Annotated in this window: 21 protein-coding genes; 16 read left to right on the top strand and 5 right to left on the bottom strand. The window is 42.2% G+C overall.

All coding sequences use genetic code 11. The annotated features are described in order from the left end of the window. Positions 1-444 precede the first annotated feature (444 nt). Positions 445-1,635, top strand: coding sequence for a PDZ domain-containing protein (locus A6749_RS07665; protein ID WP_066387434.1), 1,191 nt, complete (start codon positions 445-447; stop codon positions 1,633-1,635). 529 nt (positions 1,636-2,164) lie between these two features. Here A6749_RS07665 and A6749_RS07660 read toward each other — a convergent pair. After that, on the bottom strand, positions 2,165-6,160 hold the full coding sequence (locus A6749_RS07660) for a discoidin domain-containing protein (protein WP_066387432.1): 3,996 nt from the start codon (positions 6,158-6,160) through the stop codon (positions 2,165-2,167). A 493-nt stretch (positions 6,161-6,653) separates the two neighbouring features. Here A6749_RS07660 and A6749_RS07655 point away from each other — a divergent pair, with 493 nt between their 5' ends. Together A6749_RS07655 and A6749_RS07650 are read left to right on the top strand one after the other, a co-directional pair. After that, positions 6,654-7,316 carry a TetR/AcrR family transcriptional regulator gene (locus A6749_RS07655; RefSeq protein WP_066387424.1) on the top strand — a complete coding sequence of 221 codons (663 nt, stop codon included), beginning with the start codon at positions 6,654-6,656 and terminating at the stop codon, positions 7,314-7,316. 126 nt (positions 7,317-7,442) lie between these two features. Beyond that, positions 7,443-7,652, top strand: a complete 210-nt coding sequence (locus A6749_RS07650; protein ID WP_066387420.1) for a hypothetical protein — start codon at positions 7,443-7,445, stop codon at positions 7,650-7,652. Positions 7,653-7,721: 69 nt separating this feature from the next. Here A6749_RS07650 and A6749_RS07645 read toward each other — a convergent pair whose 3' ends face one another. The 3 genes from A6749_RS07645 to A6749_RS07635 form a co-directional block, all read right to left on the bottom strand. Continuing rightward, positions 7,722-8,783: an ABC transporter permease gene (locus tag A6749_RS07645; RefSeq protein WP_066387413.1), complete on the bottom strand. Its 1,062-nt coding sequence runs from the start codon at positions 8,781-8,783 to the stop codon at positions 7,722-7,724. After that, positions 8,761-9,504: an ABC transporter ATP-binding protein gene (locus A6749_RS07640; RefSeq protein WP_066387411.1), complete on the bottom strand. Its 744-nt coding sequence runs from the start codon at positions 9,502-9,504 to the stop codon at positions 8,761-8,763. Before A6749_RS07640 ends, A6749_RS07645 begins: the two co-directional genes overlap by 23 nt. A gap of 119 nt (positions 9,505-9,623) precedes the next feature. Continuing rightward, positions 9,624-10,229 (bottom strand): TetR/AcrR family transcriptional regulator, encoded by a 606-nt coding sequence (locus tag A6749_RS07635; RefSeq protein ID WP_066387409.1) that lies wholly within the window; start codon positions 10,227-10,229, stop codon positions 9,624-9,626. A 377-nt stretch (positions 10,230-10,606) separates the two neighbouring features. Here A6749_RS07635 and A6749_RS07630 point away from each other — a divergent pair, with 377 nt between their 5' ends. The 6 genes from A6749_RS07630 to A6749_RS07610 all read left to right on the top strand — a co-directional run bounded on the left by A6749_RS07630 (position 10,607) and on the right by A6749_RS07610 (position 18,263). Continuing rightward, the gene (locus tag A6749_RS07630; protein WP_066387399.1) at positions 10,607-13,051 is read left to right on the top strand and encodes a penicillin acylase family protein; all 2,445 of its coding nucleotides are present in this window, start codon (positions 10,607-10,609) and stop codon (positions 13,049-13,051) included. Between the two features lie 151 nt (positions 13,052-13,202). Further along, entirely contained in the window at positions 13,203-14,051 is an 849-nt protein-coding gene (locus tag A6749_RS07625; protein WP_066387397.1) for a cytochrome c oxidase assembly protein, read from the top strand. An 86-nt stretch (positions 14,052-14,137) separates the two neighbouring features. Continuing rightward, positions 14,138-15,496, top strand: a complete 1,359-nt coding sequence (locus A6749_RS07620; protein ID WP_066387395.1) for a cytochrome ubiquinol oxidase subunit I — start codon at positions 14,138-14,140, stop codon at positions 15,494-15,496. Beyond that, entirely contained in the window at positions 15,481-16,506 is a 1,026-nt protein-coding gene (locus tag A6749_RS07615) for a cytochrome d ubiquinol oxidase subunit II (RefSeq protein ID WP_066387393.1), read from the top strand. The genes A6749_RS07620 and A6749_RS07615 overlap by 16 nt, the downstream gene beginning before the upstream one ends. Positions 16,507-16,520: 14 nt before the next feature. Further along, the gene (gene cydS / locus A6749_RS29135; RefSeq protein ID WP_269085736.1) at positions 16,521-16,643 is read left to right on the top strand and encodes a cytochrome bd oxidase small subunit CydS family protein; all 123 of its coding nucleotides are present in this window, start codon (positions 16,521-16,523) and stop codon (positions 16,641-16,643) included. A gap of 444 nt (positions 16,644-17,087) precedes the next feature. Next, on the top strand, positions 17,088-18,263 hold the full coding sequence (locus tag A6749_RS07610; protein WP_066387390.1) for a chromate transporter: 1,176 nt from the start codon (positions 17,088-17,090) through the stop codon (positions 18,261-18,263). A 7-nt stretch (positions 18,264-18,270) separates the two neighbouring features. Here the strand turns inward: A6749_RS07610 and A6749_RS07605 are convergent, their stop codons facing one another. After that, entirely contained in the window at positions 18,271-18,948 is a 678-nt protein-coding gene (locus A6749_RS07605; RefSeq protein WP_066387383.1) for a YqjF family protein, read from the bottom strand. A 92-nt stretch (positions 18,949-19,040) separates the two neighbouring features. On the opposite strand from A6749_RS07605, the gene A6749_RS07600 reads away from it, so the two are divergent. The 7 genes from A6749_RS07600 to uvrB all read left to right on the top strand — a co-directional run bounded on the left by A6749_RS07600 (position 19,041) and on the right by uvrB (position 25,716). Next, positions 19,041-19,412 carry an ArsR/SmtB family transcription factor gene (locus A6749_RS07600; RefSeq protein ID WP_066387380.1) on the top strand — a complete coding sequence of 124 codons (372 nt, stop codon included), beginning with the start codon at positions 19,041-19,043 and terminating at the stop codon, positions 19,410-19,412. A 207-nt stretch (positions 19,413-19,619) separates the two neighbouring features. Further along, positions 19,620-20,237, top strand: coding sequence for a class I SAM-dependent methyltransferase (locus A6749_RS07595; protein WP_066387373.1), 618 nt, complete (start codon positions 19,620-19,622; stop codon positions 20,235-20,237). Positions 20,238-20,309: 72 nt separating this feature from the next. Then, positions 20,310-21,233 (top strand): cation diffusion facilitator family transporter, encoded by a 924-nt coding sequence (locus tag A6749_RS07590; RefSeq protein WP_066387370.1) that lies wholly within the window; start codon positions 20,310-20,312, stop codon positions 21,231-21,233. 239 nt (positions 21,234-21,472) lie between these two features. Beyond that, entirely contained in the window at positions 21,473-21,757 is a 285-nt protein-coding gene (locus tag A6749_RS07585) for a YhdT family protein (protein WP_066387366.1), read from the top strand. Next, on the top strand, positions 21,754-23,184 hold the full coding sequence (gene panF, locus A6749_RS07580) for a sodium/pantothenate symporter (protein WP_066387359.1): 1,431 nt from the start codon (positions 21,754-21,756) through the stop codon (positions 23,182-23,184). The genes A6749_RS07585 and panF overlap by 4 nt, the downstream gene beginning before the upstream one ends. A gap of 78 nt (positions 23,185-23,262) precedes the next feature. Beyond that, positions 23,263-23,505, top strand: a complete 243-nt coding sequence (locus tag A6749_RS07575) for a CsbA family protein (protein ID WP_236719628.1) — start codon at positions 23,263-23,265, stop codon at positions 23,503-23,505. Positions 23,506-23,736: 231 nt separating this feature from the next. Further along, entirely contained in the window at positions 23,737-25,716 is a 1,980-nt protein-coding gene (uvrB, locus tag A6749_RS07570) for an excinuclease ABC subunit UvrB (protein ID WP_066387348.1), read from the top strand.

Below are 25,716 nucleotides of genomic sequence, written 5' to 3'. Positions count from 1 at the left end.
GGTTCACTGCTTTTTTTGATTGTCGGAGGGGGTGTTGCGGTTTGGCGGATTCATTGTCATTTTTCGCGGAATTCAAGACAATTTCCGCGGAAATAGTACGAGAAACGGCGGAATAAACCAATAATTCGGCGGAATTATTGAAGAAACCGCGGAATAGCTTACGAAATGGATACAAATAGGTCTATCAAAAGTCATTTCGCGAAATTAATTAGATATTCCGCGAAATCCTTGCAAATTTCCACGAAATAAATCCGAAAGTACGCGAAAATTCTCTGAAAACCCGCGAAATTCCCTATTGAAAAACTCAACAAAAAATAAAATCTATGATAATTTATCTATTTCTATAACTAGCAATATGTTTTATAGTTGTAATTTGGTAAAATAAAGGGTAAGAGTCTATTTCATATTAAGTTAGATATTTTTTAATAGAGGCAGGTGGCAGGTATGGTGCAAATATGGCTTGTGGAGCTTCTGAAGGGAACAGGCAAGTTATTTCTTCATCCTGTTTTATACTATCTTGTATTTTTATCAGGAATTTTAGGGGTAATGAGAGTAAAACGTGAGCGGGAGAACTTTCATGTTAGGGCGCAAGATGCTTATTTCGAACTAAGACAACTCTTTCCCCAAGGGCTAATAATCGGTCTGGTGTTTTCCATCATTATTATTGCGGCAGGTATAGCTGTTCCTTTTGCTGCGGTCGTTCTTATTGCTGGCTTTACGATTCTATTATCACTTACGACCAATATTCGCTGGATGTCGCCGGCGTATACAGTCGGGGCTGCCTTTTTTGCCATCGTGTTATTTTCGCAAAATAACTGGTCAGTTCCTTTTTTCACAAAAGCATTTGAATCTATTAACGATATGGTTTATCCTTCAATCGTTATTGTCCTTGGCCTATTAATTGTTGCCGAAGGGATTCTGATTTTGAAAAACGGATATAAAGGCACGTCTCCAAAACTGGCAAAAAGTAAACGCGGACAAGTTATTGGGGTCCATGAGGTCAAACGCCTCTGGATGGTTCCGCTGTTTTTGCTGGTTCCGGGCACAGCCCTTCAGCTGCCTTTTGATTGGTGGCCGGTCTTCCATTTAGGAGCAACAGAGTATTCGTTGATTTTTGTACCCTTTGCGATAAGTTTTTATCAGCAAATTAAAGGAACATTGCCAAAGGCAGCAATTGAACGTTACGGGCGGCAGGTGACAACATTGGGTGTGTTGATTACCCTCCTGGCGGTTGCAGGTTATTGGCACCCGCTAGTGTCGATTATTGTTGCGGCACTTGCCTTAATCGGCCGTGAATCGTTAGCGTTAATTGCCTACTTAAAGGATGATAATCGTCCGTTTTACTTTTCGAAAAAGAATAACGGCTTAATGATTATTGGAATAATTCCGGAATCCCCTGCTGAAAAAATGGAGCTGAAGGTTGGCGAAATTATCACAAAAATCAATGGGTCAGCGATTCGGGATGAAAACACATTCTACGAGGCATTGCAGAAAAATCGCGCCCACTGCAAACTAGATGTCCTCGACACAAATGGCGAAATCCGCTTCGTTCAACGCGCCCTATTCGAAGGCGACCACCACGAACTCGGTATTCTCTTCGTCCTGGATGAGCGGAAATATGAAAAGGGTGCCTGACTGTATGTAAAACACCAAAAAAGAGCGGATTTCGTTCAATAAATCCTGGATTTCTACCAAAAAAGTCCGAATTTATTTTTCATAATTTAACGGAAAACGTTCATAAATAAACGGAACAAAATTTTAAAAAATTTTCTTGAACCATTCCATCATTCAATGAAAGTGTTTTTCATGTTTGAATGGGGTCTAAATAATATTATGCGAGAGAAGTAATTCTCTCGCTGTTTTTTTTGTCAGTAATTATGATCATTAATTCCCCAATAAAAATACTAAAGCCTTTAGAACAAGAAGTATAACAGGTTATATCTAGTGTGCTGCTTTTTTTAATAAATATGAAAATGCAAATTGGATATAATCTTTAGCAGGTACTAAAAGTAATGTCCTTCATTCCCCCGATGAAGGACTAATCCATCTTAAAGTTTGGGCGGAGTGTCCTTCATAATCGCGATGAAGGACACATCCGCCCCAGAAATCATAAAAAATGTCTTTCAATCATACTTTTTGACGGTTCTATGAACGCTCTCCACCATCACTTTAATTCAGCAATGATCTCGAGCAATAGGGCAGCGTAGTTTTTGTCAAGATGCTTGCCAGATTGAGCCTGAATTTCGTTTACCAGGGCTGTCAATCCGTTTTGGAATTGTTTTTCGTCTCCAGAAGCTTTTTGAAGCTGGTCAACCTTGGCGAGCAGGCTGTTAAGAATGCCTTTGTTGGTGATCAGCCCTAGATTAAAGGCTATTTTTAGTTCTTCATCTAAGCCGTCTATCGTCACTTGCGGGGCTTGGACCTTAGAATGCAATGAGAATTCAGCCGCACTTGCAAATCCGCCAACGCCATCTTCAATAATAAGTCGGACAAATTGTGTTTTAACCCCATTCAAATTAATGGTTCGAACGGACGGATTGCTGCTCCAAGTACCAGAAGCCGCTTCTTCATAGGTTTCCCCGTCAGTACTGACCTGTAGACGATATTTTAATATGCGTCCGTTGTCGCCGCTTTGTCTAGGAGTATAGACAAATTTGCCAAGTTTAGTTTTTTCAGCGAGCTCTATGTTTACTTCATAAGGGAGCGGCGGATTTTTGCTCCACTTGGAGTGCCAAAACGTGTTTACATTTCCATCAAACGCAAGCTTAATCGGCCCTTCAACATTCGTGTCCCCCTGGGATGTTTCTTCACTTGTGGCGGTAATTTTCATTGTTTTAGTGTCAATTCTTGTTGGGTCTACAAATTTTCCTTTTTCTACATGAAAGGAAGAAATGATACCACGAACAGAATCAGTTGCACTGCCAATTCTTTCAAGCGGTAATACCAGCGTATTGTAAGGCATACTTGTTTCGGTTGTTAGTGGTATTTCTTCACCATTCACAAATAATCTAGTTTTCTCAAATTCTGTTACAAATGTGAGCGTTGTTCTTTTACCACTAACTAACTTGTAATCGAAGGAATAGGATCGGTTTGCATAATCGTAACCTACATAGCCATCTTTATTTACGGCATAAATGGTTGCATTGGTTTTATTCGTTCCAGCATGGCTCTCTTCTGCCAATATTTGTGGACCGTTCGTATCCTTTAATGTCAGGGTGACATTCATAACAGCATTAGGTCCTAGATTGGTTAAACCCGTTTGTGCATAGCTCTTTCCGGTATTTAATTGAAGGCCTAGTTCAGCTGGTAAACTTGCATTAACTTTTTCTACAATGTCATAGCCATTTTTACTATTGTCCTTGTCACCTTTAGTAAAATCATAATCGATAACAGTTGAACCAACTGTCTTCACATCAAATTTTGGATTCGTATTTGGAGCAAACCCTGTCTTCTTCGCTGCCTCATTGAACTTTGTGTAAGGAACATGTGTCGTATCGCTTCCCCAATTCTTTTGAGCAATTGCAGGAATTGCCTCAAACACACGGTCAAACATGTCATAGGGAGTAATTCCGTTTTCAAGTTTTCCAACCTTGTCATTCCATAAAGCGAACATACCACCTAAAAATTGCGGGTTCGATTCATTGACAACTGTCCCATTAGAAAACTTATTTGGCTGATAGCTATTGTAAATGGTTTGCGGATTTAAGCGATCTCTATAGTAACCCGCTCTCGGCACCATATAAACTTGGCCGTCATCAATATTAATGATATTAAATCCTTGATTGAGCATTTGTTGAGGATTAGCCCACCCTGTATTCCAAACCTGCAATTGTACATCTTTAGACGTAACTGGTGCAGAGCCGCTTTTATTCGAAAGGCTTCCCCACAGGCGTACAGTTCGTTGCTTTTCGTCACGAACGAATTTCAACATATTATCGACATATGCACGATATGCTTCTGCACCTCCATAATACTCATCACTTCCAATATGGATAGGAGCGTTTTTAAATACTGGATTTTCACCATCCAAGTACTCATTATATATGGATTTAATAAACGGCAATGTATCCGGATGTGATAAATCAAGCATTGCTGCTGCTTCTTCAGGTTGTTTGCCGTTTACAATTTGACCCTTATAGTAAAGATCGGGCCTTACCTTAACCATAGATAAGGCATGTCCCGGTGTATCAAACTCTGGGACAATATCCACTCCATAATTCTCGGCATCCGAAATGAATTGATTAAATTCCCGCTTCGTATAATAACCATCTTGAGATGTTAATGGAACCCCATTTTCTCCAACTATGCTGGACTCCAATCTGAATCCGGCATAAGCATTTTTAATGGCATCTTCAATCGTGTCATATAAATGCATTTCTAATTCATTGTCATTTAAATGAATTTGGAAGTCATTCAATTTATAGTAGCTCATGTTCTTTACATAATCATATAGATAATCAAGATCAGTAAATTTACGGCCGACATCCAACATGAACCCGCGGAGTTTATACTTCGGATAATCGCGAATTAACCCATTTGAAATTGCATTCGAATCGCTTTGCTTCAAAAGTTGGTGCAGGGTCCTGGTTGCATAGAAAGCCCCCGTATACTCTTCCGCTGTCACGACAATATTGTTATTCTGAATTTCAATCCCATAGCCTTCTTTACCGTAAACACCTGCTGCATCCTTTTTAAAAATAATCGCATTGGTGTCTTTTGCCCCAATCGAAAGATTAAGTCCCTCTAGATCGTTTAAATCCTGTTGGAGAATTTTAGCAGCCTTTTGGAAAGCAGGATCCTTTACCACTAATGCAGTTGAATCATCAACTGTTTTTGTTCCCTCCAAACCATACCATTCTTGAAGGGCAGGGATGACGATTGGTTTTTCATTTTTCCCCTCATCTTTATAAGTTCCGTCTACAGAAACATTAAATTCCTTTGACTCGGTACTTTTATCTTTTTTTGTTAACTTCAGGGTTACTTTAACAGTTTTATCTGTTAATGGAGTAACTACATTTCCTTCTAAGCTAATGACAGGTAAAGCGTTGCTTCCCACAACAGCAATTTCTCCATTTGCCGCTTTTGGAATGTTGAGTTTTCCTTTTTCTTCATTTACCGTTAGGGAGGTGATTTGTTCTAGTGAAGTGATTTCTGCCGGTGCTTCATTATTTTTGGTGGAGTACACTTCCACTTCATTAATGCCAACATTCTGCCAGTTTATTGTGCCGCCATCATATTGGGTGATTTCTAGTTTTAAATATCTGGCATTCACAGGGCTTGGAATGTTTAGTATTTGGCGTTGAATGTCAGACTTTTGTGTCTGACGATAGAATGGAAAATATTGCGTTCCATCCTCTGAATAGGTCATGTTAAAGGCAATAATATTTGTTCGTTCCCAGTTAATTATGACTGACTGAACTTGCGTTAGGGCTTCGAGATCAATTGTCAACGTTCTTGGAACATTGTTACCTTTATCGGTGGACCAACGTGTATTCCAGTCTCCATCTACAGTATTACCGGGGACAAAGTTTGTTCCCGCTTCTGTATTTGAAGCAGACGCGGTTTTCCCAACCGCAGCATTACCGGTTTCGGCCACAACTGAATTTAAGCTTTCTAAAACTTCAAACTCATACACGGAGACAGCAGCCCAATCCACATCTTTTTCTACATTAGGGGAATTAGATACAAAATCTGTGATGACTAATCTTACTATTTTAGCTGTTTCGGCATTAGCCAGCTTAATGGTTTCTATCCATTGATTTTTACTTTCCGTAGAGTGATACACATTTTTAAAGTTTACACCATCATTGGACACCTGGATGGAGTATGTATTTACATTTTTTCTTTCCCAATGGATTTTAAATCCTTGAATTGTTTTTGCTTCGGGATACTCAACTTGAAGCCATTTAGGATTTTCCTTTGAGGCCAATCCTACTGTGCTAGCCCATCTGGAATCCTTATTCGTAAACCGATTATAATGTCCGTCAAAAGCTTTTTCCGGACCAAATGCTGCGGTTTCAGATCCTGATGCAGTGTAGATTGGCTCCGTGACTGCTTTAGCTTCCAGCGATAGTCCTGTCAAAAACGATGGTAGAATTAATAGAATAGTAAGCAGCACACTAATCGATCTTCCAAATAAACTTCGTGACAAACTTTTCAAAACGATATCCTCCTCTTAAATGATTTCTTAGAAAGGAAAGAATCATAAATTATCAATTCAAATTCTCTCCTCCCTTTTTCAAATAATGATAAGACAATTATCACAGCAGTAAAACGTTGAAACTCTTTCTCCTCCTTTTCATAAAAAATAAAAAGGCATGGGGAAATAAAAGGTTGTGAATTCCTTTTACTTACCACCATGCCTGTTCGCAACAGTAACATGTGATACATATGAACCAATCAGAACTAGTATACCTTTAATCAAATGAAAATTAATGAGCTAAAAGCACTGTTTTACAGAATATTCCGTCAAGTTAAACGAAGAAGGAGGAGCTCTCCCAGCTTAACCAAGGGTTTCAAAGGCTGTGCGCAGATTTTTTGAGAAGCATTGGCTTCTTTTGTTTTTTATTTTGGTCTAATTAAGAAATTTCTGCGTTGAAGAATATTACCACTTTTCAGAAAGTGGTGCTAAAATATAATAGGGTGAATATTATATGGCTGACAAATCATCATCATTAAGAGAACGTATTATTGAGACATCGCTCCGTTTGTTTGAAGCTCGGGGCTACCACAAGGTAACGGTTGATCAGATTGTAAAAGAAAGCAATACTTCTAAGGGAGGATTTTATCATAATTTCAAGTCAAAGGATGAGCTTCTTTATGTGATTCATGATCAATTTATTTCCTACATATTAGAAGAAGGAAAGAAAGCATATAAGCAATGGAATACGCCAACAGAGAGGCTGCATGGAATTATCAAATCCTTTGTTATGGTGCTTGATCTTTATAAATCTCAAGTTACTGTATTCTACCAGGAATATTCCTATCTTGCTCCTGAATATTTTACGGAAATTAAGGTGAAGAGGGACCAATATAAAGATTTAATGTTCAGGGTCATTCAGGATGGAATCGATTGCGGTGAGTTCCGAGAAGAACTGCCAATACCAATTATTTCGATGGCTATTTTCGGCGCGGTTAACTGGATTTGTAAGTGGTATAAAACCAATGGGCGTTACACGATTCCGGAGATTGCTGATATTTATGCTGATATTATTTTACATGCGGTCCTTACAAAGGAAGCAAGTGAGAACCCGAACTATTCTAGGTTCTTCCTCAAGTCTCATTCTGTGGACCTTGCTTTGAAAGATATTTTTTAGACAAAAGGGCTATGAATGAATAAGCTGCCCGGTTTTGTTTGTAATGAAAAACAATATATTGAGCAACCTATTTCTTAGGGATGTGAAAGAAAATAGCAGCACATCCCAAACTAGGGGGTGAAATAATTGGCTGACAACAAACGAAATCGCGATGATATCGATGCTGGTGAAGCACTGGGCACTGGTGCCGGTGCTGCTGCTGGTGCTGCAGTAGGCTCTGTTTTGGGCCCGCTTGGCACTGTTGCGGGGGCCATTGCTGGCGGTGCACTTGGCAATAAGGCGGGCGAAGGCGCCGATGGATCAATGGACCGTGCCGAGAATCGAGAGAATGAGTAGAAGTTCCGTTTATACTTAATTTGGATACATCAATAAGACTCCCGTGATGGGAGTCTTTTATAACTTCGTTTATAGTGTCCTGTATTTCTTTAATGCAAAGATATTTAATAGGATAAAGATCACAGCAAAGATTACCAAGGCGATCAGATCAGTGCTAATGTCACTTAGCCTCATGCCTTTATACATAACTGATTTTAAAGCATCGCCCGCATAATACATCGGCATTATTTTGGCAATCCCCTGAAGCCAGTCAGCCATTCCGTCCAGCGGAAAAATCCCAGCGAAAAATACTTGCGGAATTACGACAACCGGTATAAATTGTATCATTTGAAATTCCGAAGCGGCAAACGACGATAATAAAATTCCTAAAGAAAGGGCAACTAGCGCCAACAGCAGGTTTATCAGGATAACATGAAAAATCGAGCCAGCCAAGACGATGTCTAGTACATTAATGGCATAAAGTACGACGATCACCGTCTGAATGACAGCGAAGATTCCGTAGCCGGTCAAATAAGCGGTGACGATTTCCCATCTGCGGATTGGTGTTGACATCAGCCGCTCCAACGTTCCAGTTGTCCGCTCACGCAAAAGCCCAATTCCCGAAATAATAAAGACGAAAAAGAAGACAAAGTAGCCAACTAATATTGGACTTAGCACATCAAAAAAGACGGTGTTTTTATTACCGTAAACGTATTTTGTGTCAATCTGTTCCGCTGCCATCCCAGCCGCTGTCGGATTCTGCTGGATTAATTTTTTTTGCATTTGCGCCGCAGATACTTGATTCACCTTCATTTGCAAAGCCTTTGCCTTACTTGTGTCATCGTTACGCAGCGTTAAAATCATTTTTCCGGAATCAGGATCTGGCTGGAGCAAACCGTCCAGATCTTGATCAATCACCGAATCATGCTTGGCCTTCTCCAAATTTATTACCTGAATATCCGCTTTTTTAAAGCCATCCACAAGCTGCTCTTCAATCCCCACTACTCCCAATTTCGGATCAACGGTATTGCCATTAAATAAAAAGTACATCAAGGTCAGAATCAATAATGGTGCGACAAACATTAACGCCAGGGTTCGCTTATCTCGCAGCAATTGCCGAAGGATTCGTTTAATTAACGCCGAGATTCTCATGCTGCTTCACTCCCGCTTTTAAAAATACTTCATCCAAGCTTCCAACATGATACAAGTCTTTTAACTCATCGGGAGTACCACTTGCTATTATTCGTCCATCCCGTACCATCGCGACAACATCGCATCTTTCAGCCTCGTCCATGACATGGGTGGTAACGATAATCGTTTTGCCCTCTTCATTTTTGAGGCGCAAAAGCTCACTCCATATCGACAATTTTAACTCTGGATCAATCCCAACGGTTGGTTCATCCAAGATTAATAGCTTAGGGTCTTGAATCAAGGCAATGGCGAGCGAAAGGCGCCTTTTCATGCCCCCGGAATAGGCGGCAACTCGTTTCTTTAAATCGGCGGTTAAGTTAACTAAACCTGCGGCATAAGCAATTCGTTTACGCTGCTCCTCTTTATTTAATTTAAAAAGGGAGGCAAAAAACTTTAGATTCTCCTCACCGGTCAGCTCCAAATAAAGAGCATCGGATTGCGCCATATAGCCGATTTCCTGGAGGATGGCGAGATTCGGCATTTTTTCATCAAGCACCTGAATTGTCCCGCTGTCTGCCTTTTCCATGCCAACAATCATTTTGACCAAAGTCGTTTTTCCGGCACCGGAAGGACCGATTAAGCCATATAATTGTCCTAGTTCAATTGTCAAGTTTACATCGTTTAAAACAGACCTTTTTCCATAGCTTTTGTTCACTTTCTCTACTGAAATAGTTGGATTCAAGGCAATTCCTCCTGACCCACGGCACTGAACACCGTGTTGAATTTCTATACCATTATCTTAAAATGCGGATACATGAATTACAATGAACAATAATGAGTAAAGTGTTCATTGTTTAGGAATTACTTTTTCAATCCTGCCACGTGCCCAGGTCCCAGCAGCGTCATTTTTGCTAAAATTAAAGTCATTTCACGAGGGGATTTTTCCATTCCAGTTTCGAGCCAATGTTGAATGACACCAACATGTGCGGCACTGACATACGTTGTTAAAAACTCCACAGGAACCATCATCGCTTCGCTGTTGATTTCTTTTGCCATTTTGTTTAGAAACGTTTCGGTAATGAGTTCTCTAAGTTTAACTTGAAATGCGGGATCTCCCTTTGGTCCAAGGATCACCTTCATGAAATTGGCGTTTTCCTGAAAGTATTCAAATAGCTTTTGAATAATTGGGAATGGTTCATTCTGGCTGGTATAGGCAACCGCTTCTATAGGACTGATTCCATGTACGAGCTGAACAATCCCCTTAATGACTTCGTCTTCACTTTGCTCCAATAAATCATATTTATCCCGGTAATGTAAATAAAAGGTACCGCGGTTAATCTTGGCTCTCTCGGTTAAATCGCGGATAGTTACTCCTTCAAAGCCCTTCTCCTCGATTAGTTCTGTAAGAGTGTCGCGAATCAGTCGTTTGGTGCGATTTACTCGTTTTTCCGCTGCTCGTTCGGTCATTGTTATGGACTCCTTTACGATTCTTGATAGACAAATTATATGATCCAAATCTGAAGATAATCAACAGCTTGTTCATTACATTTATGGTATAACCGAATTCGTTAACAACCACGTTAAAGATAGAGCTTACTGACACTGCTATCATGCGTTAACGCATAACCGTAGTCCTAGATAAAAGTAATAAATGGAAAAGCTCTCCTTTTTTTATAGTGTTATTTTCACATGATGATAGGACTGATTTTCATAAACTAACTGAATATTCTTTACTTATTAATAACATTTCAACTATACTACGTTTTGTAACGTTACATAAAATTCACATTATTTAATAAATCGGCATGCTGAACATTAGCCATGAAGGAATAGGAGGATATTTTATGTGTAAACGGATTCTAGTTATTTTTACTGTTTTTATCTTAGTCTTTTCTACAACAAAGACAATGGCAAAACAACCAAATAATCATAAAAGTGTTACAAATAACAAGAGTGCCGTGAAAATTGTGAGAGACCAATATGGTGTTCCACATATTTACGCAAAATCGACAAAAGACTTATATCGTGCCTATGGATATACGATGGCACAAGACCGTTTATTTCAACTAATGATGTTTCGCCTCAGCAATGAGGGGAAGGTAGCCTCAGTTTTCGGGGAAAAGTACCTAGACCTTGATTTGAAAATGCGCCGGGACGGTTACAGCGATCGGGAAATAAAAAACATGATAGCCAAAATGGATCCGTTTTCGCAAAAAGTAATGGAATACTTCGCTGAAGGGATTACTCAGTATGTAAATGAGGCATTAAAAGATCCAGACCATTTATTATCGAAAGAGTTTCATGATTACCATGTTACTCCAGAAAAATGGACAGATGTTGATGTACTAAGATTGTACATGTCGTCGATGACTGTTTTTATGGATCAGGAACAGGAAGTTCAGAACGCTGCGATTTTAGAGAAACTAACAAAACAATATGGGGCTGAAAAGGCGGAAAAAATGTTCAACGATATTATTCCAGCTGATGACCCGGCATCACCAACCAGCATTATGGAAGCGAAAACAACTGTTCAGGCCAAGCACTCAAGGAATGTATCGCAAGTTTCTAAAGAGGTAACGGAGGCTGCCGCTAATCTCGTAAAGAAGCGGAAGGATTTCGAAGCCAACTCACATGAACTAGGTCTGCCGTTAAAAGTGGGAAGCAATGCGATGGTAGTTGGTCCTAAGAAATCAAAATCCGGGAATGCCATGGTGTTTGGGGGACCTCAGGTAGGGCTGACGGCACCGGGTTTCATTTATGAAGTCGGACTCCACTCCCCGGAAATTGACATTGAAGGTTCTGCATTCACCGGCTATCCGTTCATTATGTTTGGCGCAACAAAAGATATTGGCTTTACGGCTACCGCAGGCTATGGAAATGTCGTTGATATTTTCAAGGAAAAGCTCAATCCAGCGAACCCGCATCAATATTTTTACAAAGGTAAATGGCATGATATGAAAAAGCGGGTTGAGACCTTTGCTGTTCGTACAGAAGACGGTAAATCGAAAAAGCTAGAAAAGGTATTCTACGAAACCGTGCACGGTCCTGTCATTTATTTAGATGAAAATAGTCATTCTGCTTATAGTAAAGCATGGGCGTTCCGCGGAACAGAGGCACAGAGCTGGTCTGCCTATTTAGAATCAAACTATGCCCATAACTTGAATGAATTTGAGAAAGCAGCAAGGAAATACACAATGTCACTCAACTGGCATTATGCTGACAAACGGGGAAATATCGCGTATTTCCATGTTGGAAAAATTCCTAACCGCGATAAGCGTGTAGATGACAGGCTGCCAACTCCAGGTACCGGTGAATATGAGTGGAAAGGCTTCCTAGATCCTAAAAATAACCCGCATGTAATTAATCCTAAGGCTGGTTTTGTGGCCAACTGGAATAATAAACCCGCTCCAGACTGGGGTAATGGGGAGCAAAGCTTTAGATGGACCGCGGATCAAAGGGTCCAGCAATACATCGACCAAGCTAAAGAAGCTGATAATATCACTTTAGAAAAAATCAATGACTTTAACTATCATGCAAGTCTTGCTAATTTGCGAACTAAATGGTTTAAGCCATATTTATTAGAAGCGCTTAAGAACAATCTCGATAAGAATCAAAAATATGAGGAAGTTTATCACTATTTGAAAGACTGGAACAACCTTAATGAAGATTTGAACAAGGATGGAAATTACGACAGCCCTGCTGTTACGATTTTCGAAGCTTGGTGGTCCCGTGTAGTTGAAAACTTATTTAAAGCGGACCTTGGTGAAAGTTATGGCGAGTTAAAGCCAATTATTGACCAGGCTTATGGCTGTGGTGTATGTTTACGAACTTTCCAAGGGAAGGATGCAAAAAAACCTGTAGGCTATGATTGGTTAAACGGGGAATCCCGAGACCAATTGATTCTTGATAGCCTTGATCAAACAATCAGTCAATTGGAAAATAAGACAGGCGAGAAAATGGACCAATGGTTAACCAAAGCACGGACAACAGCCTTTGGCGGTAGTTCATTTATCGGATTCCCGCATGGGCTTGGTTCTGATAAACCAATTCCGGAGATGAATAGGGGAAGTGAGAATCACTATGTGGAAATGACCAAAAAAGGTCCACATGGCTTTAACATCACACCTCCAGGCCAGATTGGTTTTATCAGTAAATACGGAACGGTTCATCAGCATTATGCAGATCAAATTGACATGTATGCCAATTGGGAATTTAAACCGATTCTTTTTACTGAAAAAGATGTAAAGGCGAATGCTGAGTCGATTGATTATTTACAGTTTAAAAAATAGGAACATCAAAAGCGCCCAGGGACGTACATTCGTTTCTGGGCGCTTTTTATTCTGAAATTCAGTTTTTTGTCATATTAGTTAATTAGTGGATTTATAAAGCATGAGTCGTGCGGTCAGCGGCCAAGGGATTAAAGGCAGAGGGGGAAGATTCATGTTTTATTACACACTGTTGCTTAGCGGTCAATTAGCTTGGAATATACCGCTGTTAATGGGTCTGCTGCTAGTCGCCTTTCTATATGGGATTCTCGTTACCTATTTTACGAATATAAAAATATTTGGACGTCATCCGCTATTGTTTTTTACCAGTTTAGCCATTTTATATATAACAATCGGCAGTCCTTTGGCGGCTCTAAGCCATCTGACCTTTAGCACCCACATGGTCCAAATGAGCATTCTCTTTTTTATTTTTCCGCCGCTTTGTTTATTGGGTATTCCGGTGCGTTCTTTTCGAAAAATAAGCGCAGCTGGGGTGGCTAATATTTTTCCAAAACCGATGGCTGCTTTATCGGTCTTTGCTGTGTTGTTCTTGCTGTACCATGTTTCAGCTGTTTTAACGTTTCTGTCGCAGCATCCAGCTATTCAAAGTAGCTATTTATTAGTACTGCTGGTCCTGGCTTTCCGTATGTGGATGCCCATCGCTGTACCTGATCATACTAATGCCAAAAAGAAACGCTTTGCTTTTCTCAGCGGGTTATTCTTAATGCCGGCTTGTTTGCTTTTCATCGTAAATGCCTGGATGGGTGGTGGCAACACGCCATATTTGGCGCAAATGACCGCGGCCCTTTGTATGCCTGTTTCTGGTCTCGATAACTTGCACATTCTGCCTGGTGGTTTTCATTCACAATGGGACCAGCTGCTGGCAGGGGTTTTAATGCTGGGGATGCATAAATTATCCATTCTGTTAACTTTTTACCTAGAAAAGAGAGTACAACATTGGGAAATGGGGAAAAGAAACATAAAGGAGGAATTCCTATCTATAAAAAACAAGAACGAGGGTTGATTTGGCTTACCTTGATTGTGGCATTTGTATTGGGGTTGTCAATTATTGGACGGATTTTTTCGGGATAAGAGAAAGGTGATTGAGAGATGGGAAATGAAGAGGCTGTATTTTTTAGCCGGGTTTTAACAGAATTGACGTTGTCCTTTCATATCATTTATGCAACCATTGGAGTTGGCGTGCCGCTGATGATTATGATTGCACAATGGGTGGGGATCAAAAAACAGGATGAACACTACATTTTATTAGCCAGACGCTGGACGCGCGGCTTTGTGATAACTGTGGCGGTTGGCGTTGTGACAGGTACGGCGATTGGTCTGCAGCTTTCGTTGTTATGGCCGAATTTTATGGAACTGGCGGGAAATGTGATTGCGCTGCCTTTATTCATGGAAACATTCGCTTTCTTTTTCGAAGCGATTTTTTTAGGCATTTATCTCTATACATGGGACAGGTTTAAAAATGCGAAACGGCATTTGCTCCTGTTAATTCCGGTTGCACTTGGGGCGTCCTTTTCGGCTATTTTCATTACAATTGTCAATGCCTTTATGAATGCGCCGCAGGGTTTTGACTTGGTGAAAGGGCAGCTCGTGAATGTTAGACCGCTCGTGGCAATGTTTAATCCGGCCATGCCGACCAAAGTGGCCCATGTGTTGGTGACCGCCTATATGACCTCCGCTTTTATTCTGGCCGCGATTGGGGCTTATCGTTTGTTAAAAGGCTCCAACCATACATATCATAAGAAGGCGTTATTTTTAACGATGAAGCTTGGTTTTGTTTTTTCCATTGCAACGGCCATTATCGGAGATTTCTCTGGCAAGTATTTAGCGGAATATCAGCCGGAAAAATTAGCCGCCGCTGAATGGCATTTTGAAACAGGAGAAGGAGCGCCGCTGATTTTATATGGAGTTCTCGCTAATGACGAAGTGAAATATGCGATCAAGATTCCATATGCTCTCAGCTTTTTGGCCCATAGCAGCTTATACTCCAGTGTGATTGGATTAGATCAATTTCCGGAAGAGGATATACCGCCTCTTTATATCCACTATTTGTTTGATGTAATGGTGACGATAGGCATGTGGATGGTTGGTCTGTCCGTCTTTTATTTGCTTGGTATGTGGTTAAAATGGAGTTTCATTGAGGCAAAGTGGTTCCGCTGGCTTATCGTTCTTGGCGGCCCGCTCTCGATTATTGCCATTGAAGCTGGATGGTGGCTTGCAGAAGTTGGCAGGCAGCCATGGATTCTTAGGGGAATAATGCGGACACATGAGGCAGCCACCAGCAGTGGACAAGTGGATGTGATGCTTTGGCTTTTTGTCGGGCTCTATTTAATTCTAGGAATTGGCAGCGTTCTAGTGTTATGGAGGATGTTCCGTAAGAATCCAGTGGAACGCGAATTGGCTGACCGAGCGGCAGAGAAAGCAGGGGATCAAAAATGGATCTTGAAATAATTGGGATTACTGTCTTAGGTGTGTTTCTTTTTGGCTATATCATGGTAGCGTCGATTGATTTTGGTGCCGGGTTCTTTAACGCTTACAGCACCTTAACGGGCAAGCAGCATATTTTGACGAAGGTGATTCAACGATATTTGTCCCCAGTATGGGAAGTAACAAATGTCTTTTTAGTGTTTTTCTTCGTCGGGATTGTTGGCTTTTTTCCAAAAACCGCTTATTATTACGGCTCGACATTGCTTGTGCCGGCAAGCATTGCGATTATTTTGCTGGCCATCCGAGGTTCTTATTATGCCTTTACCATCTATGGCGGTTTGAAGCATCGCCGTTATACCCTTTTATACGGACTTACTGGTTTGTTTATTCCGGCTTCCTTGTCAATCGTGCTGGTGATTTCCGAAGGCGGTTTTGTCACGATGGAGCATTTTGGACCAGCGCTTGATTACTGGACGTTGTTTACTAGTCCGTTATCGTGGAGTATCGTCGTTTTAAGTTTGACATCGGTGTTGTATATTTCGGCGGTGTTTTTAACATGGTATTCGCGGAAAGCAAAAGACTGGGGAGCTGTGAAGCTGCTGCGAAAATATGCGCTTGGATGGTCGCTTCCGGCGATTATCACGGCAGCTGGCATCATTGTGGAGATGCGGACCCATAACCCGGAACATTATGACCGGCTTGTAGATTTGTGGTGGATGTTTGCGCTATCGGTGCTCTTGTTTGCCGGTACGGTGTATTTGCTGTGGAAGGGAATTGCCTATGGCTTGGCATTTGTGCTGTTGACCGGGCAGTTTGCGCTTGCCTTTTTGGCGTACGGCATCTCCCACTATCCGTACTTAATGTATCCGTACTTGACTATTTATGACAGCTTTACGAATGAAGCGATGGCAACTTCCTTGGTGATTGCGTTTATCGCTGGGCTTGGGCTTCTGGTGCCGTCATTGTATTTATTGTTGCGGCTGTTTCTGTTTAACAAAGAGTACGTGCAGGGCAATCGTGATGATCATGTGTAGGGAGGGGGATGTCTGTGGAGAGTTTCTTTATTTTTTATGCACCGTTTCTTGTTGTGGTGATTTCGATTTTGGCGGCTTTTTGGCTGGCCCCGATGGATCGGGCAGTGAGGGATAATGGGAAGAGCGGGCGGAGATAGTTCTATCGCCCATTGGGTGTGTGTTGGGTGGCGTTATTTGTAAAAATAGGTGAGTTCAATTGCCCGCGTAGGTTGAAAAAGATGGTGCAACGGTAAAAATAAAGCGTTGATTTTGCCGGTACCGCCACCCAAGAGTCTTAACGGTCAAAAACCAGGCATGATTTTGCCCGAAGATACCCTCAAGAGGAGCAAATGTTAAAAATAAAGGGTTGATTCTGCCCGCCACCGCCCACCCGAGGGCCTAAAAGGTAAAAATCGAGTATCGATTCTGCCCGCTCCTCTCCATCCAAAGCTCCAAACGGTCAATAACAGCACCTGATTCTCCCCGTAACTCCGTTAAAAATTCAACAGCGGGAAAAATGATTTTCTACCCCCTTTTAATTGGCTTTTGTGTGAAAGTCTACTAAAGTATAAATATAGAATTAACACAGGGGGAGATGAAGATTGCCACAGAATAATCAAAACAAGCTATTGGAAATTCTATTAGTCTCAACAAGACTTGGGCTTACATCATTTGGAGGGCCTGTTGCCCATTTGGGATATTTCCACGAAGAATATGTCCGCCGGAAAAAATGGCTTGATGAAAAAAGTTATGCCGATTTGGTGGCGCTGTGTCAATTTTTACCCGGCCCGGCGAGCAGTCAGGTTGGTATCGGAATTGGTGTCCAACGAGGCGGTCTCCTTGGAGGAATTCTAGCATTCATTGGCTTCACTGCACCATCAGCCATTGCTTTAATCCTGTTTGCACTGTTGTTAAAAGGATTGAACATTCATGACGCAGGCTGGATTCATGGGTTGAAAATTGTCGCAGTCGCAGTCGTTGCCCATGCTATCGCAGGAATGGCCCAAAAATTAACACCTGATAAACCGACGAAAGCGATTGCCCTATTTTCCCTAACACTTACACTCTTGTGGCAGACTGCTTTTACACAGGTCGGAATTATTGTCTTGGCTGCTGCTGCCGGTTTGATTCTGTTCAAACAAACCAAAGAAGAACCATCAGGTAACATTTCAGTTGCCATCTCACACCGGTTTGCCGCCATTTGCTTAGTATTATTTTTCAGCTTGCTAATTTTCCTTCCAATTTTAAAAGAATTCACATCGTCCTATTGGCTTGCATTATTTGATAGCTTCTACCGCTCGGGTTCATTGGTGTTTGGCGGCGGGCATGTGGTACTGCCATTATTGGAACGGGAATTTGTACCCACAGGTTTGTTAACGAAAGAAGAATTTCTTGCGGGATACGGTGCGGCGCAGGCCGTACCGGGGCCGTTATTCACGTTTGCGGCGTACATTGGGGCAGTGACGAATGGATGGGTGGGCGGTCTTGTCGCAACGATTGCGGTCTTTTTACCGGCTTTCCTTCTTATATTAGGAACATTGCCTTTTTGGAACCCAATGAGGCAAAATCCGAAAATCAAAGGGGCGTTAATCGGGGTAAATGCAGCAGTGGTGGGCATTTTGATTGCGGCGTTCTATAATCCGATATGGACGAGTTCCATTTTAGCACCGATAGACTTTGCTATTGCGGCTATTCTTTTTAGTATGCTTGCATATTGGAAACTGCCGCCATGGGTGATAGTCGTTACGGGTGCGGTCGGGGGCATTTTATTTTTATGAAAATGCCTTACCGCCGCACCCTTTTTAATGGAAAAATAAATGCCGTTTTATGCGGACAATAATGGACAAGCTGCGGACCTTCATCCACACCAAAAGGGGTAACTAAATTCGTCGCCAACTTGATCTGAGCTTTGCTGATCTCCCAGCTTTCGTGGCTAATATTTCCCTTCAACAAAAACGGTCCCCACGTTGTAAATAGGCAATAACGCTCCAAAAGCCAATTACCCAAGGTTCCCGGCTCAAGCCGCTCGCCTGGACCGCTGGACACCCTATATTGCAGTGAATATTCCCCATTTCCTAACATCCGCTTACTGTTAAAAATAAACTCACGGTCCCTCTTAAAAAAGGAAATCCTAGCCAGCACATATGGCAATGCCGTCATCCTCGCACCAATAATGCTGGGCAAATGATTAGCATCCAGTGAGAAAAAATAAACTCCTGCCGTATCTCCATATTTGACGTACGTCCTTACGTTTAATTCTAAATAACGGTTCAGAAACGGGATCTCCGGCAGAAATCGGAATCTTTGATGGTTGACCCGAAACGAGAGAATCGTCAGCCAGGCCTTACCGTCAAATAAATCCAGGTCCAGTTCAGCCGGAATAAATCCTCGTAAACGCTCAGGAGCCGCCTCCCAGTGGCAAAATAATATATCCTCCCAAGTCTGCTTCATAATCCAGCCCATTTTTAGAAAACTCCTTATAAAGTGATTGACATTCAAACCTGTATTTGAATATGATATATTCAAACGAATATTTGAATGAAGAAGGTGGACCAATGAAAGAGAGCGATGTTTGTGAGATTACCTGTGTAGACAGCGAGAAAACCGAACGCGTCCAGCAGGAACTTGCCCAAACCAGCCATATCATTGAAGTGACGAAACTTTTTAAAGCATTATCGGACGAAACCAGGATGAAAATCGCCTATGCGCTCACGCTTGAAGATGAGCTATGTGTCTGCGATGTTGCAAATATTGTTGGGGCTACAACAGCAACAGCATCGCATCATTTGCGTCATCTCAAAAACCTTGGTTTAGCGAAATACCGAAAAGAAGGGAAGTTAGTTTATTATTCCCTTGATGATGACCATGTAAAACAATTAATTCAAATTGCGCTTGAACACCAAGAAGAGGTGGCCGAACGTGAGTAAACAAGAAGGGGAGCGGCAATGGTCGAGGCGCTTGTTAAACATGTCTAGCGAGTCTTAGGTTTTTCCTGAGCGCTGTTGTGACTTTAAATGGTCTACGGCTCATGCGGGTAAAAGAGTACACTTAAATTTTACGATTCGCCGATAACTTGCAAAATTTCGCCGATATAGATGCTGCTGGTTCTGTACAAAGTAAGGGGGTGGATTTCGTTGAACAATCATTGGAATCAATGGATTTACAGTCTGTGGTCGCCTGTATATGATTATTTTTTCAACAAAGGGCCATTCTTAAAGGCTAGGCGCGAGGTGTTCAACGGAATAAACTTTCAGCCCGGAGATAAAGTTTTATTTGTGGGTGTCGGAACCGGTGCAGACCTTGAACTGATTCCCGTTAATCAACTGGAAATAACAGCCATTGATTATTCAGAAGAAATGCTCCAGCAGGCGAAGAAGAAATTCTCGTCCGACGTGATCAAGTTTTATCAAATGGACGCTCAAGAATTACAGCTGCTCGACGACTCATTTGATTATGTGGTAGCAAGCTTAATTCTTTCCGTTGTCCCGGATAGCAGCAAGGCCTTTTCAGAAATGATTCGAGTATCGCGGCCGGACGGACTGATTGTTATTTTCGATAAATTTTCGTCAAAACCTTCGCTTGTTAAAAAGTTGATGCGTCCCATCGTTAAAGTTTTTGGAACAGATATCGGTATCTCGTTTGAAAAAATAGTTGAAGAACACGATGGCCAAACGATTTTTTTATTAGAAAACCATCCCGTCCTATTCGGCGATATGTATCGAAACATAAAGATTAGAAAAACTAAAGCTTAATTGGAACATTTTCGGTTTAGGCAAGAGAGAAATCAGGGGGCCGCATGGGCTGCGGTTCTAGGGGGGATAATTATGGGTCACCATCATGGACATGGACACGGACACTCACATGGCCATTCACATACAAACAACAAAAAAGCGTTGTTCAGTGCATTTCTATTAATTGCAGCCTTTATGGTTGTCGAGGTAATCGGAGGATTTTTAACTAACAGCTTAGCACTGCTTTCAGATGCAGGCCACATGTTGAGCGACGCGGCGGCATTGGGTTTAAGCTTCTTTGCCATTAAGCTAGGGGAAAAGGCAGTTTCACAGGAAAAAACATACGGTTATAAACGATTTGAAATTATTGCCGCAGCACTAAACGGCTTAACGCTAATTGTAATTTCCCTGTTTATATTTTACGAGGCCATTCACCGCTTTTTTGCCCCGCCAGAAGTGCAAAGTACGGGAATGTTGATTATTTCTGTTATTGGATTATTGGTCAACATTGTGGCCGCTTGGATTTTAATGAGCGGTGATAAGGACGAAAACCTAAACGTCAGAAGCGCCTTTTTGCATGTGATTGGCGATATGCTAGGCTCGGTCGGGGCCATTATTGCGGCGTTGTTAATTATGTTTTTTGGCTGGGGAATTGCTGACCCAATTGCCAGTGTGATTGTTGCCGTATTAATTCTCATCAGCGGCTGGCGGGTGATGAAGGATTCCTTCCATATTCTAATGGAAGGAGCACCAACGCAAATAAACTCCAATGACGTAAAAGCGGCGTTGCAGAAGGTTCCGCTCGTTCAGGAGGTTCATGATTTGCACATTTGGACGATCACTTCCGGATACCCGGTATTAAGCTGCCACATCACCATCGCCAATAATGGAATTCATGATGAAATCCTTGCCCAATCACAAAAAATATTACATGACGAATTCCATATCGAACACAGCACCATCCAAGTCGAAAAAGCAGCAAATGGCTGCCCCAGCCCGCATGGAACCTGCAACTAAACAATGGTGGTGTCGCTGCCGCAGTGCCGATGCGGCAGTACTAATTTGGTGCCTGACACCACTCGTGGACATTTGTACGCCTGGGGTGGACACTGTAATAGAAAAATGTACAAAACCTTATTTTCATGTGGTACGATAAATACCGTGAAAATAAGGTTTTTGCTTTGTTTCTGAAAGATACGGGAACAATAGCGGTAATCATTTCGCATTATAGCAGCATTTGATAAGGAGGAATCCTGGTGAAGAAGCCAGTTAATCCCAAGGATAAGCGGTTTAAGATTGCCCATCGGGAAGCGCTGATTGGCGTTGTTCTGGTGATCATTAATTTTCTTTGGTGGTATGGGTTTGCTTATGGGCTTGGTTCGGACAAGGTGGAAGAATATACATACATTTTTGGGCTGCCGGCTTGGTTCTTTTATAGCTGTATTGCTGGATTTATTGTGATGGTGATCCTTGTGAGCATCACAGTAAAATTCCTATTTAAAGATGTTCCCTTTGATGAAGAAGAGGGGGAACGCAGATGAATTGGGGCGTTATTGCACCATTAATAATTTTCTTACTAATTATTTTTACTGTCGGCTTTTGGTCGCATAAATTTGTACTTAAATCCAATTCCTTCTTGGAGGAATATTTTCTAGGCGAACGGCAGATGGGCGGATTTATCCTCGCGATGACAATGGTCGCGACATATGGAAGCGCCTCAAGCTTTATCGGCGGTCCCGGCGTAGCCTATACTCAAGGTCTTGGCTGGGTTCTCTTGGCCATGGCCCAGCTAGCCACCGGCTATTTTACACTAATGGTCTTGGGGAAAAAGTTTGCTATTGTTGCGAGGCAATATAAGGCCATCACGTTAATAGACTTTTTGAAAGAGCGGTATCAAAGTAAGACCGTTGTCTTGTTATCAGCGGCCAGCATTATTATTTTCCTGTTTTCCTCTATGACCGCCCAGTGGATTGGAGGGGCGCGGCTTGTTGAGAGCCTAACCGGTTTACCTTACAAAACGGCATTATTGATTTTTGCTTTTTCTGTCTTAATCTTTGTTATTATTGGCGGATTCCGGGCAGTTGCTTTGACCGATGCGGTTATGGGGGTTGTCATGTTTGCCGGTACGCTGGTTTTGTTGATTGCTACCATTAAAGCAGGCGGGGGCATTCCCAAAATCATTTCCGATTTAGCGGCTGAAAATCCGAACTTAATCAGCCCATTTGGGGCAGAGCGAACATTGACACCATCCTATGTTTCTTCCTTTTGGATTTTAGTGGGAATTGGAGTTGTTGGGCTTCCGCAAATCACCGTCCGGGCGATGTCATATAAAAATTCCAAAGCGATGCACAGCGCGATTATCATTGGGACGATTGTCGTCGGCTTTATCATGCTTGGCATGCACTTAATTGGGGTTTTTGCGCGACCGGTGCTGCCTGGTGTTAAAATTGGTGATACCGTCATGCCGTTATTATCGATGAAGGTACTTCCGCCGTTTGCTGCCGGAATTGTTCTTGCCGCACCAATGGCAGCGATCATGTCGACCGTTAACGCTTTATTAATTCTCGTCAGCTCGGCGCTGGTGAAAGATGTTTATTTGAATTACATTAAGCCAAATGCCGGCCAAAGCCATGTGAAAAAAATCAGCTTTAGTGTAACGGCCATCATCGGCTTGATTGTGATTATTCTCTCTTTAAGTCCGCCCGATTTAATCATTTGGCTAAATTTATTTTCCTTTGGCGGTCTTGAGTCGGTGTTTATTTGGCCGGTTATTTTCGGCTTGTACTGGGCAAGGGGCAATAAATATGGAGCGATTGCTTCAATGGTTTTAGGAATGTGTTCTTATATAATATTGGACCGTTTTTATCCAAATGCCTTCGGAATGCACACCGTTGTTATGCCGATTTTGATTTCAATGATTGGATTTGTGGTTGTCAGCTATGCTGCGAGCGTTAAAACCGTTAAATAAATGGCATTTTAATTGCAATTTTTCGAATTAATTCCTAGAATAAATGGACAGGAAATTAATTAAATGAGGTGCACTCATTTGGAAATCGTAATCATTAGATATTTATCAGGGTTTATTTTGCCCGGCCTGCTCGTGTTATTGTTCACACGCGTTACCTATAATCGGATAATTGGTCTTGTGCTAACCGTTGCTTTAATTGCGGCTTCAGTTTATAAGGGGTACACCAATTCCTTTATTTTAATTGTTGTCGATGCCCTATCACTGACGGCCGGCTTCTGGCTCGCCGCCAAAATGAAGCCCCGCACACCCAAAAACGGATAATTCATTCAAGGTCTGTCTTTTTTAAGGCAGGCTTTTTTGTTGATGAGGGATGAGGACTTTTCTTATGCATCATTGCCTGTTGTGTTTTAATCGCCATCTAAGCCTTTAATATAAAAAAATCGAATATTAGTTCGCATATTGTTGGTTTGTTTTAGGGGGAATGTGGTAAAATGATATTATTGAATTTTTCAAAGTAGATAGACCGGGAATTTAATTTGGGAGGAACTTTTCGTGGAGAACCAATTTGAATTAGTGTCAAAATATTCACCCCAAGGAGACCAGCCGGGAGCCATTAAAGAGCTAGTTGAAGGCATCCGCCAGAACAAGCGCTATCAAACACTTCTTGGCGCAACTGGTACGGGGAAAACATTCACAATTTCCAACGTGATTAAAGAGGTAAATAAGCCCACTTTAGTCATTGCACATAATAAAACGCTGGCTGGCCAGCTATACAGCGAGTTTAAGGAATTTTTCCCGAACAATGCGGTCGAGTATTTCGTCAGTTATTATGATTATTATCAGCCGGAAGCCTATGTACCGCAGACAGACACGTTTATTGAAAAAGACGCCAGCATTAACGATGAGATTGATAAACTGCGTCACTCGGCAACATCCTCGTTGTTCGAACGCAACGATGTCATCATCATTGCCAGTGTTTCCTGCATCTATGGTCTCGGTAATCCGGAAGAATACCGCGAAATGGTGCTTTCCCTCCGAACGGGAATGGAGATTGAACGCAATCAGCTGCTGCACCGACTCGTTGACATTCAATATGAACGGAATGATATCGATTTTAAACGGGGAACATTCCGTGTCCGCGGCGACGTGGTCGAGATTTTCCCGGCATCCCGAGACGAACATTGCATTCGTGTAGAATTTTTCGGGGATGAAATTGACCGGATTCGTGAAGTTGATGCCCTTACCGGCGAAATTATGGGTGAGCGCGAGCATGTGGCTATTTTCCCGGCATCCCACTTCGTTACCAGAGAAGAAAAGATGCGGATAGCGATTGAGAATATTGAAAAAGAACTCGAGGAACGACTCGCAATCCTTAGGGCTGAAGACAAATTGCTTGAAGCGCAGCGCCTTGAACAGCGCACCCGCTACGATTTGGAAATGATGCGGGAAATGGGCTTCTGCTCGGGCATTGAAAACTATTCGCGCCATCTCACCTTAAGACAGGCTGGGGCAACACCATATACTTTATTGGATTATTTTCCTGAGGATTTTTTAATCGTAATTGATGAATCCCATGTTACATTGCCGCAAATCAGGGGAATGTTCAATGGTGACAAGGCGAGGAAACAGGTGCTGGTCGATCATGGCTTCCGCCTGCCGTCAGCTCTCGACAACCGCCCGCTGATGTTTGATGAGTTTGAAAAACATATCCATAATATCGTGTTTGTATCAGCAACACCGGGTCCATTTGAGATAGAACACACCCCATTGATGGTTGAACAAATTATTCGTCCAACCGGCTTGCTTGATCCTATCATCGATGTGCGTCCAATTGAAGGGCAAATTGATGACCTCATCGGCGAAATTCAGGACCGGGTGAAGCGGAACGAACGTGTCCTCATCACGACGCTAACGAAAAAAATGTCTGAGGATCTGACCGATTATTTAAAAGAAATCGGAATCAAAGTTCAGTACTTGCATTCGGAGGTAAAAACGCTCGAGCGGATTGAAATTATCCGTGAGCTGCGCCTTGGTACGTACGATGTTCTGGTCGGAATCAACCTGCTCCGGGAAGGTCTGGATATTCCAGAAGTATCACTGGTGGCGATTCTCGATGCCGATAAAGAAGGCTTCCTCCGTTCCGAGCGTTCGCTGATTCAAACAATTGGCCGTGCCGCCCGGAATTCTAATGGCAGCGTCATCATGTACGCCGACCGTATGACTGATTCGATGGAAAAAGCTATCAGTGAAACAAAGCGGCGCCGCAGCATTCAAGAGGAATACAATTTGAAGCATGGCATTACGCCGAAAACGATTCAAAAGGGTATTCGCGATGTCATTCGCGCCACCCATGCGGCGGAGGAGCAGGAGGAGTACAAACCAACTGCTGCGTTTGGCAAGATGACGAAGAAGGAAAGAGACAAATTAATTACCGACATGGAAAAAGAAATGAAAGCCGCGGCCAAAGCGCTTGATTTTGAACGCGCCGCCGAGCTTCGTGACTTAATTTTGGAATTGAAAGCGGAAGGATGA

Source organism: Neobacillus mesonae (assembly GCF_001636315.1).
Classification (GTDB): domain Bacteria; phylum Bacillota; class Bacilli; order Bacillales; family Cytobacillaceae; genus Neobacillus; species Neobacillus mesonae.
Note: the sequence above shows the minus strand (reverse complement) of the source record. Positions and strands in the feature narration are given on the sequence as shown.